Source organism: Haemophilus haemolyticus, from assembly GCF_003490595.1.
GTDB classification, from domain to species: Bacteria; Pseudomonadota; Gammaproteobacteria; order Enterobacterales; family Pasteurellaceae; genus Haemophilus; species Haemophilus haemolyticus_L.
This window is the reverse complement of sequence record NZ_QQGY01000007.1, coordinates 85,187-97,653: the sequence shown is the minus strand read 5'-3', so window position 1 is coordinate 97,653 and position 12,467 is coordinate 85,187. Positions and strand designations below refer to the sequence as shown.

Sequence of the window (12,467 nt, the reverse complement as noted above, 5' to 3'; positions counted from 1 at the left end):
TATGAGAAGATTAGTCGATTTGACGACGACCTAGAAAAGAGTGAGTAAGCGTTGTGCCGTCCACAGTTTCTAGTTCACCACCGACTGGAATGCCATGAGCGATACGACTCACTTTGATATTGTGCTGGCGGCACATTTCAGCGATGTAGTTTGCCGTCGCATCGCCTTCCACTGTTGGATTTGTTGCAAGAATTACTTCGTGAAAAGACTCTTCTACTAAGCGTTTTTGCAGTAAATCTAAACCAATTTCACGGGGACCAATGCCATCAAGTGGAGACAAATGTCCCATTAAAACAAAATAACGTCCTGAAAATTGCCCTGTTTGCTCAATAGCTTGAATATCTGCTGGCATTTCAACGACACAAAGTAAACCTGAATTTTGACGGCGTGGATTATTGCAAATGTTGCAAGTGTCTTCTTCCGTAAAGTCTCGACATTGTGAACAATGGCCAATTTTAGACATGGCTTCTGTGAGTGCTCGAGCTAAATTCATTCCACCGCTACGATTACGCTGTAAAAGATGATAAGCCATACGTTGCGCAGATTTAGGCCCTACGCCTGGAAGACAACGTAAGTTTTCAATAAGGTGTTCTAAAAGTGGGCTGCTTTGCATAGTGATTAATGAGAGGAAACTGAGAGATGACGCGTGAATCTTATATTCACGCGCCTAATAATTAAAACGGAAACTTCATTCCCGGAGGTAATGGCATTCCAGCGGTAACCGATGCCATTTTTTCTTTTTGTAATTCTTCTGCACGACGTACCGCATCGTTAAAAGCGGCCGCGATTAAATCTTCTAACATTTCTTTATCGTCTTCCATTAAAGACGGATCAATGTCAATGCGACGGCAGTTATGTGCACCATTAATTGTGATTTTCACTAAACCCGCACCAGATTCACCCGTTACTTCTAGTTGCGCGATTTCTTCCTGCATTTTTTGCATTTTTTCTTGCATTTGTTGGGCTTGTTTCATTAAGCCGCCTAAACCGCCTTTTCCAAACATAATGTTATCCTTTATTAAGTCAAAATTGCGTGCATTCTAGCGAAAAAATGGGCTTTTGGGAACAGTGGGGTTAATGATTTGGGGTATTTAAAATCTCAGAAAATTTCACCGCACTTTTGAAGTAAAGTGCAGTGAAATTTAGTGGTGTTTAGAATGGGAAGAGACGGTTATTCTGGTGTAATCCATTCGACAGTCCAGCTACCTGTACCTTCTGGAACTAATGTTTTTGTGAGATAAGGAAAAATTTCTTTCATTTGGGTTTCTAATGTCCAAGGTGGATTAATTATCACCATGCCGCTTGCCGTCATACCTCGTTGATCGCTATCAGGGCGAACTGCGAGCTCAATTTTTAGAATTTTTCTAATCCCCGTTGCTTCTAAGCCCTTAAAAATACGTTTAGTTTGTTGGCGTAATACAACGGGATACCAAATCGCATAAGTGCCAGTGGCAAAACGCTTATAGCCTTCTTCAATAGCTTTGACGACAAGATCATAATCTTCTTTTAATTCATAAGGCGGATCAATTAGCACCAAGCCACGGCGTTCTTTTGGCGGAAGCGTTGCTTTGACTTGTTGAAAGCCATTGTCACATTTTACGGTGACATTTTTGTAGTCATTAAAATTATTGCGAAGGATTGGGTAATCGCTAGGATGAAGTTCGGTTAATAGTGCGCGATCTTGTGAGCGCAACAATTCCGCGGCAATTAATGGAGAACCCGCGTAATAACGTAGTTCTTTGCCACCATAATTGAGTTTTTTGATCATTTTTACATAACGAGCAACATCTTCGGGTAAGTCTGTTTGATCCCACAGACGTCCAATACCTTCTTTATATTCCCCTGTTTTTTCTGATTCGTTTGAGGATAAACGATAACGCCCTACGCCAGAGTGCGTATCCAAGTAAAAAAAGCCTTTTTCTTTGAGTTTAAGATTTTCCAAAATGAGCATTAAGACGATATGTTTCAAGACATCAGCATGATTGCCTGCATGGAATGAGTGACGATAACTCAGCATAATATATCCTTTGTTTAATAATGAAGGCGAGCCCATTGACTCGCCTGATTGTGCACTAAAGTGCGGTCATTTTTAGAAGAGTTCTTCTGGTTGTGCAGCAGGCGTTGGCGTATTGCCTTCATTATTTAAGCGTTGCTGTAACTCTGTAGGAACATAATAACCACGCTCTTGCATTTCCGAAAGGTAGGTACGTGTCGGTTCAGTACCTACAATAAAGTATTCTTTACGTCCACCAGCGGGAGAAAGCAATCCAGTCATCGTATCAATACTTTTTTCCATAATTTTCGGTGGTAATGGTAATTTACGTTCAGGTTTATCGCTCAATGCAGTTTTCATATAAGCGACCCAAGCTGGCATCGCTGTTTTCCCCCCCGCTTCTCCGTGCCCGAGTACACGTTTGTTGTCGTCAAATCCGACATAAGTTGTGGTTACTAAGTTTGCACCAAATCCTGCATACCAAGCTACTTTTGAACTGTTAGTCGTACCTGTTTTTCCGCCTATATCGCTACGTTTAATGGTTTGTGCGATACGCCAGCTAGTTCCTTTCCAGTCTAGACCTTGTTCGCCATAAATTGCCGTATTTAAGGCGCTGCGGATTAAAAATGCTAACTCGCCACTGATTACTCGAGGGGCATATTCTGTTTTCGACGATGCATTTTTTGCTGCTGCCATTAAATCAATTGCATCTTCCTTAAGTGAGGCCACATTTGACTGTAATTCTGGCAGTTCAGGTACAGTTTCAGGTTGTTGATCAACTTCTTCACCGTTTGTACTGTCATCTGATGGTTTTAAGGCATTTTCGCCTAAAGGAATATTCGCAAAGCCGTTGATTTTGTCTTTCGTTTCACCATAAACAACTGGGATATCATTGCATTCAATACAAGCAATTTTAGGGTTTGCAACAAATAAGTCTTTCCCCGTGTTATCTTGAATTTTTTCAATAATATAAGGTTCAATGAGGAAGCCACCATTATCAAATACGGCATAAGCTCGCGCCATTTCTAATGGCGTGAAAGAGGCTGCGCCAAGTGCTAAGGCTTCACTGGCAAAATATTGATCACGTTTAAAGCCAAAACGTTGTAAAAATTCTGCAGTGAAATCAATACCTGCCGTTTGGATAGCACGAATAGCAATCATATTTTTGGATTGACCTAATCCTACGCGTAAACGCATTGGACCATCGTAACGATCAGGTGTGTTTTTGGGTTGCCACAGTTTTTGTCCTGGTTTTTGAATAGAAATTGGGCTGTCTTGTAATACACTAGAAAGTGTTAAGCCTTTTTCTAATGCTGCAGCGTAAATAAATGGTTTAATAGAAGAACCCACTTGAACTAAGGATTGTGTCGCACGGTTGAACTTACTTTGTTCATAGCTAAAGCCACCAACAATAGCTTCAATCGCACCATTATCTGAGTTAAGCGATACTAACGCAGAGTTAGCTGCTGGAATTTGTCCTAATTGCCATTCACCATTAGTGCGTTGACGAATCCAAATTTGCTCACCTACTTTTACAGGATTGCTTCTGCCAGTCCAACGCATTGCATTAGTGGATAGCGTCATTTTTTCACCGGATGCTAATAATAGATCTGCCCCACCTTTTGCCATACCAACCACAGCCGCTGGAATAAATGGCTCAGAATCTGGCAGTTTGCGTAGAAAACCGACAATGCGATCATTATCCCAAGCAGCTTCATTTTTTTGCCATAAAGGCGCACCACCACGATACCCACGACGCATATCGTAATCAATTAAGTTGTTACGTACGGCTTTTTGGGCTTCAGCTTGGTCTTTCGAAAGTACAGTGGTAAATACTTTATAACCACTGGTGTAGGCATTTTCTTCACCAAAACGGCGAACCATTTCTTGGCGAACCATTTCAGTGACATAATCAGCACGAAATTCAAATTTTGCGCCATGATAACTGGCAACGATAGGCTCTTTTAATGCAGCATCATATTCTTCTTTGCTGATGTATTTTTCATCTAACATTCGGCTTAGCACCACATTGCGGCGTTCTTCTGAGCGTTTTAAAGAATAAAGCGGGTTCATGGTTGAAGGTGCTTTTGGTAAGCCTGCGATAATGGCCATTTCCGATAACGTCAATTCATTTAATGATTTACCGAAATAGGTTTGCGCAGCAGCCGCAACACCATAAGAACGATAGCCTAAAAAGATTTTGTTTAAATAAAGCTCTAAGATTTCTTGTTTGGTGAGGGTATTTTCAATTTCTACGGCAAGCACGGCTTCACGAGCTTTACGAATAATAGTTTTTTCTGGGGTTAAGAAAAAGTTACGCGCTAATTGTTGAGTAATCGTACTTGCGCCTTGTGATGCACCGCCATTACTCACTGCGACAAATAATGCACGAGCAATGCCGATAGGGTCTAATCCGTGATGATCGTAAAAACGACTGTCTTCCGTTGCTAAAAATGCATCAATTAAGCGTTGCGGTACATCAGCTAATTTTACTGGAATACGGCGTTGCTCGCCCACTTCGCCAATTAATTTACCGTCTGCCGTATAAATCTGCATTGGTTGTTGTAATTCAACGGTTCTTAATGTTTCTACTGAGGGCAATTCAGATTTTAAGTGGAAATACAGCATTCCGCCTGCCACTAAACCTAAAATACATAAAGTTAATAGGGTGCTTAATATTAATTTTGCGATCCGCATCGTAAAATTCTCGCTTCGTTAATGAATATTCTTGTCAAGAGACCTATGATTTGGTTGTTAAGTATAAAAGATTCAGCCTTTAAAGAATAGGAAAGAATATGCAATTCTCCCTGAAAAATTACCGCACTTTACAAATCGGCATTCATCGTAAGCAGGGTTATTTTGATTTCGTGTGGTTTGATGATCTCGAACAGCCACAAAGTTATCAAATCTTTGTTAATGATCGTGATTTTAAAAATCGTTTTTTACAACAGCTAAAAACACAATATCAAGGGAAAACCTTTCCTTTGCAGTTTGTAGCAAGCATTCCCGCTCACTTAACTTGGTCAAAAGTATTAATGTTGCCACAAGTGTTAAATGCGCAAGAATGTCATCAACAATGTAAATTTGTGATTGAAAAAGAGCTGCCTATTTCTTTAGATGAATTATGGTTTGATTATCGTTCTACCCCGTTAAAGCAAGGTTTTCGATTAGAAGTTACTGCAATTCGTAAAAGTACTGCTCAAACTTATTTGCAAGATTTTCAGCCATTTAAAATTAATGTATTGGATGTTGCGTCAAATGCTATTTTGCGTGCATTTCAGTATTTGTTGAATGAACAAGTGCGGTCAGAAAATACCTTATTTTTATTTCAAGAAGATGACTATTGTTTGGCGATTTGTGAAAGATCGCAGCAATCGCAAATTTTACAATCTCACGAAAATTTGACCGCACTTTATGAACAATTTACCGAACGTTTTGAAGGGCAACTTGAACAAGTTTTTGTGTATCAAATTCCCTCAAGTCATACGCCATTACCAGAAAACTGGCAGCGAGTAGAAACGGATTTACCTTTTATCGCACTTGGCAATGCGCTGTGGCAAAAAGATTTACATCAACAAAAAGTGAGTAGCTAAATGTCGATGAATTTATTGCCTTGGCGTACTTATCAACATCAAAAGCGTTTACGTCGTTTAGCTTTTTATATCGCTTTATTTATCTTGCTTGCTATTAATTTAATGTTGGTTTTTAGTAATTTGATTGAACAACAGAAACAAAATTTGCAGGCACAGCAAACATCTTTTGAAAAACTTAATCAGCAACTTTATAAAACCGCCAAGAAAATTGAACAGTTGCGTAGTGCAGTGCAGGTTGGCGAAATTTTGACATCGATTCCTAACGAGCAAGTAAAAAAGAGTTTACAACAGCTAAGTGAATTACCTTTTCAACAAGGAGAACTGAATAAATTTAAACAAGATGCGAATAACTTGAGCTTAGAAGGTAACGCACAAGATCAAAGAGAATTTGAACAGATTCATCAATTTTTAAAAAAACATTTTCCCAATGTGAAATTAAGCCAGTTTCAGCCTGAACAACAGTCATTGTATTTTCGCTTTGATATGGAACAAGGAGAAGAAAAGTGAAAGCCTTTTTTAACGATCCTTTTAATCCTTTTGGCAAATGGCTAAGTCAGTCTTTTTATGTGCACGGTTTAACTTTTTTATTGTTATTAAGTGCGGTGATTTTTCGCCCCATTTTAGATTATATAGAGGGGAACTCCCGTCTCCATGAAACTGAAGATGAGTTAGCGGTGAAGCGTTCAGAATTATTACATCAACAGAAAATTTTAACTTCTTTACAGCAGCAATCGGAAAGTCGAAAACTTTCTCCAGAACTGGCTGCACAAATTATGCCGTTGAATAAACAAATTCAACGTTTAGCTGCGCGTAACGGTTTATCTCAGCATTTACGTTGGGAAATGGGGCATCAGCCTATTTTGCACTTACAGCTTACTGGGCATTTTGAAAAAACGAAGACATTTTTAACCGCACTTTTAGCTAATACGTCACAGCTTTCTGTAAGTCGGCTGCAATTTATGAAACCCGAAGATAGCCCATTGCAAACCGAGATTATTTTTCAGCTAGAGAAGGAGACAAAATGAAGTATTGGTTTTTCCTAACTGCATTGCTTTTTATAAATTGCAGTTGGGGGCAGGATCCTTTCGATAAAACACAGCGTAACCGTTCTCAGTTTGATAATGCACAAACAGTAATGGAACAGACAGAAATAATTTCCTCAGATGTACCTAATAATCTATGCGGAGCGGATGAAAATCGCCAAGCGGCTGAAATTCCTTTGAACGCTTTAAAATTGGTGGGCGTAGTGATTTCTAAAGATAAAGCGTTTGCCTTATTGCAAGATCAGGCTTTGCAAGTTTACAGCGTTTTAGAGGGCGTTGATGTGGCTCAAGAGGGCTATATTGTAGAAAAAATCAACCAAAACAATGTTCAATTTATGCGCAAGCTCGGGGAGCAATGTGATAGTAGTGAATGGAAAAAATTAAGTTTTTAAAGGAAGATTATGAAGAAATATTTTTTAAAGTGCGGTTATTTTCTAGTGTGTTTTTGTTTGCCATTAATCGTTTTTGCTAATCCTAAAACAGATAACGAACGTTTTTTTATTCGTTTATCGCAAGCACCTTTAGCTCAAACATTAGAGCAGTTGGCTTTTCAACAAGATGTGAATTTAGTGATTGGAGATACATTGGAAAACAAGATCTCTTTAAAATTAGACAATATTGATATGCCCCGTTTGCTACAAATAATCGCTAAAAGTAAGCACCTTACTTTGAATAAAGACGACGGTATTTATTATCTGAACGGTAGGCAATCAGGAAAAGGTCAAATTGCAGGAAATCTTACTACAAATGAACCGCACTTAGTGAATCACACGGTAAAACTCCATTTTGCTAAAGCCTCTGAATTAATGAAATCCTTAACCACAGGAAGTGGCTCTTTGCTTTCACCCGCTGGGAGCATTACCTTTGATGATCGTAGTAATTTGCTGGTTATTCAGGATGAGCCTCGTTCTGTGCAAAATATCAAAAAACTGATTGCTGAAATGGATAAACCTATTGAGCAGATCGCTATTGAAGCGCGTATTGTGACAATTACGGATGAAAGTTTGAAAGAACTTGGCGTTCGGTGGGGGATTTTTAATCCAACGGAAAATGCTGCGCGTGTAGCGGGCAGTCTTGCAGGCAATAGCTTTGAAAATATTGCGGATAATCTTAACGTAAATTTTGCGACAACGACGACACCTGCTGGCTCTATAGCATTACAAGTTGCGAAAATTAATGGGCGATTACTCGATTTAGAATTGAGCGCGTTAGAGCGTGAAAATAATGTAGAAATTATCGCAAGCCCTCGCTTACTAACCACGAATAAGAAAAGTGCGAGCATTAAACAGGGGACAGAAATTCCTTATGTTGTGAGTAATACTCGTAACGATACACAATCTGTGGAATTTCGCGAGGCGGTGCTTGGTTTGGAAGTCACACCACATATTTCTAAAGATAACAATATTTTGCTTGATTTATTAGTGAGCCAAAACTCACCAGGTTCTCGAGTCGCTTATGGACAAAATGAAGTGGTTTCTATTGATAAGCAAGAAATTAATACTCAGGTTTTTGCCAAAGATGGGGAAACTATTGTACTTGGTGGCGTGTTCCACGATACGATCACAAAAAGCGAAGATAAAGTACCAGTACTTGGCGATATACCTGGCATTAAACGATTGTTTAGTAAAGAAAGTGAACGACATCAAAAACGTGAGCTAGTGATTTTCGTGACGCCGCATATTTTAAAAGCAGGAGAAACGTTAGAAGCGTTGAAACAAAAAAGTGCGGGTAAAAAGTTACAATGAGTTACTGCCGTTTGTTTTATCACATTGTTTTTAGGACAAAAGGCAGTGTTTATGCCATTAATGAAGAAAATGAGAAAATTCTCTATGATTACATTTGGGGATTTGTTAAAGCGCACCATTCTATACTTCATCGAATTAATGGTATGCCAGATCATCTACATTTATTTGTTGAATTACACCAAACGATTTCAGTGGCTGAATTTGTTCGTAAATTAAAAAAGTCGACACACCGTTTTTTAGATGAAAATAAATCATTATTTCCAGAATTTACGGCTTGGTCAGTAGGATATTGCGCATTAACTTATAGCGACAGGGATAAACATCAACTTATTAATTACATTAAGAATCAAAAACAGCATCACAAAGAAACCCATTTCAATGATGAAATGAAGAGCCTATTTCAACGTGAAGGAATTGATTTTAACGTAGAATGGTTTGAAAGAAATGTTTAGTGGTTTTTGGGAATGCTTATTTTTCCCCCTAGGTTTGTAATCCGTGGGTAAGTATACCCACGGTTAGTGATAGTAATCGTAGTTCCCCTTTGGGGAACACCTATACCTACCCCAACGGGGTAGCATTATGATTAGCCTAGGGTACACCTACCCTAGGTTTGTAAACCGTGAGTAAGTATACCCACGGTTAGTGATGGTAATCATAGTTCCCCTTTGGGGAACACCTATACCTACCCCAACGGGGTAGCATTATGATTAGCCTAGGGTAAACCTACCCTAGGTTACTACTACCCTAAGTTGCAGTAATCACTAATAAGGATCAAATGAATTTTTTTAATTTTCGCTGTATCCACTGCCGTGGCAATCTTCATATCGCAAAAAATGGGCTATGTTCACGTTGCCAAAAACAAATTAAATCTTTTCCTTATTGCGGTCATTGTGGTGCGGAATTGCAATATTATGCGCAGCATTGTGGTAATTGCCTTAAACAAGAACCTAGCTGGGATAAGATAGTCATTATTGGGCATTATATTGAACCGCTTACTGTATTGATTCACCGTTTTAAATTTCAAAATCAATTTTGGATTGACCGCACTTTGGCTCGACTTTTATATCTTGCGGTGCGTGATGCTAAACGAACGCATCAACTTAAATTACCAGAAGCAATCATTCCAGTGCCTTTATATCATTTTCGCCAATGGCGACGAGGTTATAATCAGGCTGATTTATTATCTCGGCAATTAAGTCGTTGGCTAGATATTCCTAATTTGAACAATATCGTAAAGCGCGTGAGACATACCCATACTCAACGTGGTTTGAGTGCAAAAGATCGTCGTCAGAATTTAAAAAATGCCTTTTCTCTTGCTGTTTCGAAAAATGAATTTCCTTATCGTCGCGTAGCATTGGTGGATGATGTGATTACTACTGGTTCTACACTCAATGAAATATCAAAATTGTTGCGAAAATTAGGTGTAGAGGAGATCCAAGTGTGGGGGCTGGCGCGGGCTTAATATAAAGCACTGGAAAAAAAAGCGCGATGAGCGTATTATTCCCGATACTTTCTCTCAAGTATTTAGGACATAATATTATGGAACAAGCAACCCAGCAAATCGCTATTTCTGATGCCGCACAAGCGCATTTTAGAAAACTTTTAGACACGCAAGAAGAAGGAACGAATATTCGTATTTTCGTGGTTAATCCAGGCACACCTAACGCGGAATGTGGCGTATCTTATTGCCCACCTAATGCCGTGGAAGAAAGTGATGTTGAAATGAAATACGACACTTTTTCTGCATTTATTGATGAGGTCAGCCTACCTTTCTTAGAAGAAGCAGAAATTGATTATGTTACCGAAGAACTTGGTGCGCAGCTTACCTTAAAAGCGCCAAATGCCAAAATGCGTAAGGTGGCTGATGATGCGCCATTAATTGAACGTGTTGAATATGTGATTCAAACTCAAATTAATCCACAGCTTGCAAGTCATGGTGGACGCATAACCTTAATTGAAATTACTGAAGATGGTTACGCAATTTTACAATTCGGTGGTGGTTGTAACGGTTGTTCAATGGTGGACGTTACATTAAAAGATGGCGTAGAAAAACAACTCGTTAGCCTATTCCCGAATGAATTAAAAGGTGCAAAAGACGTAACCGAACATCAGCGTGGAGAGCACTCTTATTATTAGTGAGTGGTAAAAAGAAGATTTATAATAACCGCACTTTTGAAAGTGCGGTTATTTTTATGGAGTAAAAAATGAAAACACTTAATCCGGATGATTTTGGTTATTGGTTGTTTACTCAAGGTTCGAACCTTTATTTGCTGAATAATGAGTTGCCTTGTGGTACGGCTAAAGCGCTTGGAATGGAAGGATTGCAGGCTATGCAAATCGGTGAATGGAAAAATCATCCGTTGTGGCTTGTGGCTGAGCAAGAAAGTGATGAACGAGAATATGTAAGTTTGCGTGAATTACTTTCTCTGCCAGAGGATGAATTCCATGTATTAAGCCGAGGCGTGGAAATTAATCATTTCCTAAAAACTCATAAATTCTGTGGAAAGTGCGGTCATAAAACACAACAAATTCAAGAAGAGCTCGCCGTGCAATGTACTCACTGCGGGTATCGAACTTATCCTGTAATTTGCCCATCCATTATTGTTGCGGTTCGACGTGGCAAAGAAATATTGCTTGCTAATCACAAACGTCATTATCACCCGAATGGAGGAATGTATACCACTCTTGCTGGTTTTGTAGAAGTCGGTGAAACATTTGAACAAGCTGTGCGGAGAGAGGTTTTTGAGGAAACAGGGATTTTGATAAAAAATATTCGTTATTTTGGTAGCCAACCTTGGGCATTTCCGAATTCTCAAATGGTCGGTTTTCTGGCTGATTATGAGAGCGGTGAAATTACTTTGCAGGAAAGTGAAATTTATGATGCGCAGTGGTTTTCTTATGATCAACCCTTGCCAGAATTACCGCCAACAGGTACTATCGCTCGCAAATTAATTCATGCGACGCTTGAGCTCTGTAAAGCGGAACATAAATGCGATTAATAAATACTCCAACCCTTACGAATTAAGGAAATAAGATGCGAAATCCGATTCATAAACGCTTAGAAAACTTAGAAAGTTGGCAACATCTTACTTTTATGGCTGCTTTATGCGAACGTATGGCACCAAATTTTAAATTGTTCTGTCAAATGAACGAGCTTAGCGTTGAAGCTAAAACGTATCAAAATATTCTCAATTTGGTGTGGGAATATTTAACGGTTAAAGATGCCAAAATCAACTTTGAAAATCAGTTGGAGAAATTGGAAACGATTATTCCTGATGTGAATGATTACGAGAGTTTTGGTGTTGTGCCAGCGTTAGATGCTTGCCAGGCTTTAGCTGAAATTCTACACGCTATTATCGCGGGTGAAACATTAGAAAGAGCGGTGGAAATGAGCTTAATTTCTTTAGGAACGGTAACGAGTTTATTGGAAACGGAAACGGGGCGAGATTGGTCGGACAGCGAACTTAAAGAAAGTGAAGATATTCAAGCGGAACTCGATGTGCAATGGCAGATTTATCGTTTACTTAAAGAATGTGAAAAACGTGATATTGAATTAATTTTAGATTTAAAAAATGAGATTCGAGCCGAGGGAATCTCTAATATTGGTATAGAATTTCATCAATAACGTGAGATTTGTCACAAATTTTAAAAATCTTGCTTTTAATTCATCGTAAGTTAGATTATCCTTTGCACAGCTTTTGTGGTTAGCCCGCAGGCGTATTTTGAAGAGTCAAATTTTTATTTAACAGAAGGTACAAATTTATGAACAAAACAGATTTAATTGATGCAATTGCAAGCGCTGCAGAATTAAACAAAAAACAAGCTAAAGCTGCGTTAGAAGCGACTTTAGACGCGATTACTGTAAGCCTCAAAAAAGGTGAACCTGTACAATTAATCGGTTTCGGTACATTCAAAGTAAATGCACGTGCTGCACGTACTGGTCGTAACCCACAAACTGGTGCTGAAATTAAAATCGCAGCATCTAAAGTACCAGCGTTTGTTTCTGGTAAAGCATTAAAAGATGCAATCAAATAATTAATATTTGAATGATTTTAAACCCTGCCAATGAGCAGGGTTTTTTGTTATCTAAAAT

Annotated in this window: 15 protein-coding genes; 11 read left to right on the top strand and 4 right to left on the bottom strand. The window is 38.9% G+C overall.

The genetic code is table 11. The annotated features are described in order from the left end of the window. Positions 1-10: 10 nt before the first annotated feature. From recR to DV415_RS06710, 4 genes are all read right to left on the bottom strand, one after another. Complete coding sequence (gene recR / locus DV415_RS06725) at positions 11-613, bottom strand: recombination mediator RecR (RefSeq protein ID WP_005626527.1); 603 nt, start codon at positions 611-613, stop codon at positions 11-13. Between the two features lie 61 nt (positions 614-674). After that, entirely contained in the window at positions 675-1,004 is a 330-nt protein-coding gene (locus DV415_RS06720; protein WP_005629464.1) for a YbaB/EbfC family nucleoid-associated protein, read from the bottom strand. Positions 1,005-1,171: 167 nt separating this feature from the next. Beyond that, positions 1,172-2,017 carry a 23S rRNA (adenine(2030)-N(6))-methyltransferase RlmJ gene (locus DV415_RS06715; protein ID WP_118790041.1) on the bottom strand — a complete coding sequence of 282 codons (846 nt, stop codon included), beginning with the start codon at positions 2,015-2,017 and terminating at the stop codon, positions 1,172-1,174. A 72-nt stretch (positions 2,018-2,089) separates the two neighbouring features. Continuing rightward, positions 2,090-4,690, bottom strand: a complete 2,601-nt coding sequence (locus DV415_RS06710; protein WP_118789979.1) for a penicillin-binding protein 1A — start codon at positions 4,688-4,690, stop codon at positions 2,090-2,092. 98 nt (positions 4,691-4,788) lie between these two features. Between DV415_RS06710 and DV415_RS06705 the strand changes: the two genes are divergently transcribed. The 11 genes from DV415_RS06705 (at position 4,789) to DV415_RS06655 (ending at position 12,409) form a co-directional block, all read left to right on the top strand. Beyond that, positions 4,789-5,586, top strand: coding sequence for a type IV pilus biogenesis protein PilM (locus DV415_RS06705; RefSeq protein ID WP_118789978.1), 798 nt, complete (start codon positions 4,789-4,791; stop codon positions 5,584-5,586). Continuing rightward, the gene (locus tag DV415_RS06700; RefSeq protein ID WP_118789977.1) at positions 5,587-6,093 is read left to right on the top strand and encodes a competence protein B; all 507 of its coding nucleotides are present in this window, start codon (positions 5,587-5,589) and stop codon (positions 6,091-6,093) included. It begins immediately after the preceding gene. Beyond that, positions 6,090-6,611, top strand: a complete 522-nt coding sequence (gene comC / locus DV415_RS06695) for a competence protein ComC (protein WP_118789976.1) — start codon at positions 6,090-6,092, stop codon at positions 6,609-6,611. The genes DV415_RS06700 and comC overlap by 4 nt, the downstream gene beginning before the upstream one ends. Continuing rightward, positions 6,608-7,021, top strand: a complete 414-nt coding sequence (locus tag DV415_RS06690) for a pilus assembly protein PilP (RefSeq protein WP_005662593.1) — start codon at positions 6,608-6,610, stop codon at positions 7,019-7,021. Before comC ends, DV415_RS06690 begins: the two co-directional genes overlap by 4 nt. 9 nt (positions 7,022-7,030) lie before the next feature. Continuing rightward, positions 7,031-8,374: a type IV pilus secretin PilQ family protein gene (locus tag DV415_RS06685; RefSeq protein WP_118789975.1), complete on the top strand. Its 1,344-nt coding sequence runs from the start codon at positions 7,031-7,033 to the stop codon at positions 8,372-8,374. Continuing rightward, on the top strand, positions 8,371-8,826 hold the full coding sequence (tnpA, locus tag DV415_RS06680) for an IS200/IS605 family transposase (protein WP_118785461.1): 456 nt from the start codon (positions 8,371-8,373) through the stop codon (positions 8,824-8,826). The genes DV415_RS06685 and tnpA overlap by 4 nt, the downstream gene beginning before the upstream one ends. 323 nt (positions 8,827-9,149) lie before the next feature. Beyond that, positions 9,150-9,836 carry a ComF family protein gene (locus DV415_RS06675; protein ID WP_118789974.1) on the top strand — a complete coding sequence of 229 codons (687 nt, stop codon included), beginning with the start codon at positions 9,150-9,152 and terminating at the stop codon, positions 9,834-9,836. Between the two features lie 77 nt (positions 9,837-9,913). After that, positions 9,914-10,510, top strand: coding sequence for a Fe-S biogenesis protein NfuA (gene nfuA / locus DV415_RS06670; protein ID WP_118789973.1), 597 nt, complete (start codon positions 9,914-9,916; stop codon positions 10,508-10,510). A 68-nt stretch (positions 10,511-10,578) separates the two neighbouring features. Then, a complete protein-coding gene (gene nudC, locus DV415_RS06665) occupies positions 10,579-11,373 on the top strand; it encodes an NAD(+) diphosphatase (protein ID WP_118789972.1) in 795 nt (264 codons plus the stop codon). 35 nt (positions 11,374-11,408) lie between these two features. Beyond that, on the top strand, positions 11,409-11,999 hold the full coding sequence (locus DV415_RS06660; protein WP_118788986.1) for a YjaG family protein: 591 nt from the start codon (positions 11,409-11,411) through the stop codon (positions 11,997-11,999). 137 nt (positions 12,000-12,136) lie between these two features. Continuing rightward, positions 12,137-12,409, top strand: coding sequence for an HU family DNA-binding protein (locus DV415_RS06655; protein ID WP_118789971.1), 273 nt, complete (start codon positions 12,137-12,139; stop codon positions 12,407-12,409). The last annotated feature ends 58 nt before the right edge of the window (positions 12,410-12,467 follow it).

Coding starts and splice junctions, on each gene's coding strand:
- recR (WP_005626527.1), bottom strand. CDS start 613: ATGCAAAGCAGCCCACTTTTAGAACACCTTATTGAAAACTTACGTTGT.
- DV415_RS06720 (WP_005629464.1), bottom strand. CDS start 1,004: ATGTTTGGAAAAGGCGGTTTAGGCGGCTTAATGAAACAAGCCCAACAA.
- DV415_RS06715 (WP_118790041.1), bottom strand. CDS start 2,017: ATGCTGAGTTATCGTCACTCATTCCATGCAGGCAATCATGCTGATGTC.
- DV415_RS06710 (WP_118789979.1), bottom strand. CDS start 4,690: ATGCGGATCGCAAAATTAATATTAAGCACCCTATTAACTTTATGTATT.
- DV415_RS06705 (WP_118789978.1), top strand. CDS start 4,789: ATGCAATTCTCCCTGAAAAATTACCGCACTTTACAAATCGGCATTCAT.
- DV415_RS06700 (WP_118789977.1), top strand. CDS start 5,587: ATGTCGATGAATTTATTGCCTTGGCGTACTTATCAACATCAAAAGCGT.
- DV415_RS06690 (WP_005662593.1), top strand. CDS start 6,608: ATGAAGTATTGGTTTTTCCTAACTGCATTGCTTTTTATAAATTGCAGT.
- DV415_RS06685 (WP_118789975.1), top strand. CDS start 7,031: ATGAAGAAATATTTTTTAAAGTGCGGTTATTTTCTAGTGTGTTTTTGT.
- tnpA (WP_118785461.1), top strand. CDS start 8,371: ATGAGTTACTGCCGTTTGTTTTATCACATTGTTTTTAGGACAAAAGGC.
- DV415_RS06675 (WP_118789974.1), top strand. CDS start 9,150: ATGAATTTTTTTAATTTTCGCTGTATCCACTGCCGTGGCAATCTTCAT.
- nfuA (WP_118789973.1), top strand. CDS start 9,914: ATGGAACAAGCAACCCAGCAAATCGCTATTTCTGATGCCGCACAAGCG.
- nudC (WP_118789972.1), top strand. CDS start 10,579: ATGAAAACACTTAATCCGGATGATTTTGGTTATTGGTTGTTTACTCAA.
- DV415_RS06660 (WP_118788986.1), top strand. CDS start 11,409: ATGCGAAATCCGATTCATAAACGCTTAGAAAACTTAGAAAGTTGGCAA.
- DV415_RS06655 (WP_118789971.1), top strand. CDS start 12,137: ATGAACAAAACAGATTTAATTGATGCAATTGCAAGCGCTGCAGAATTA.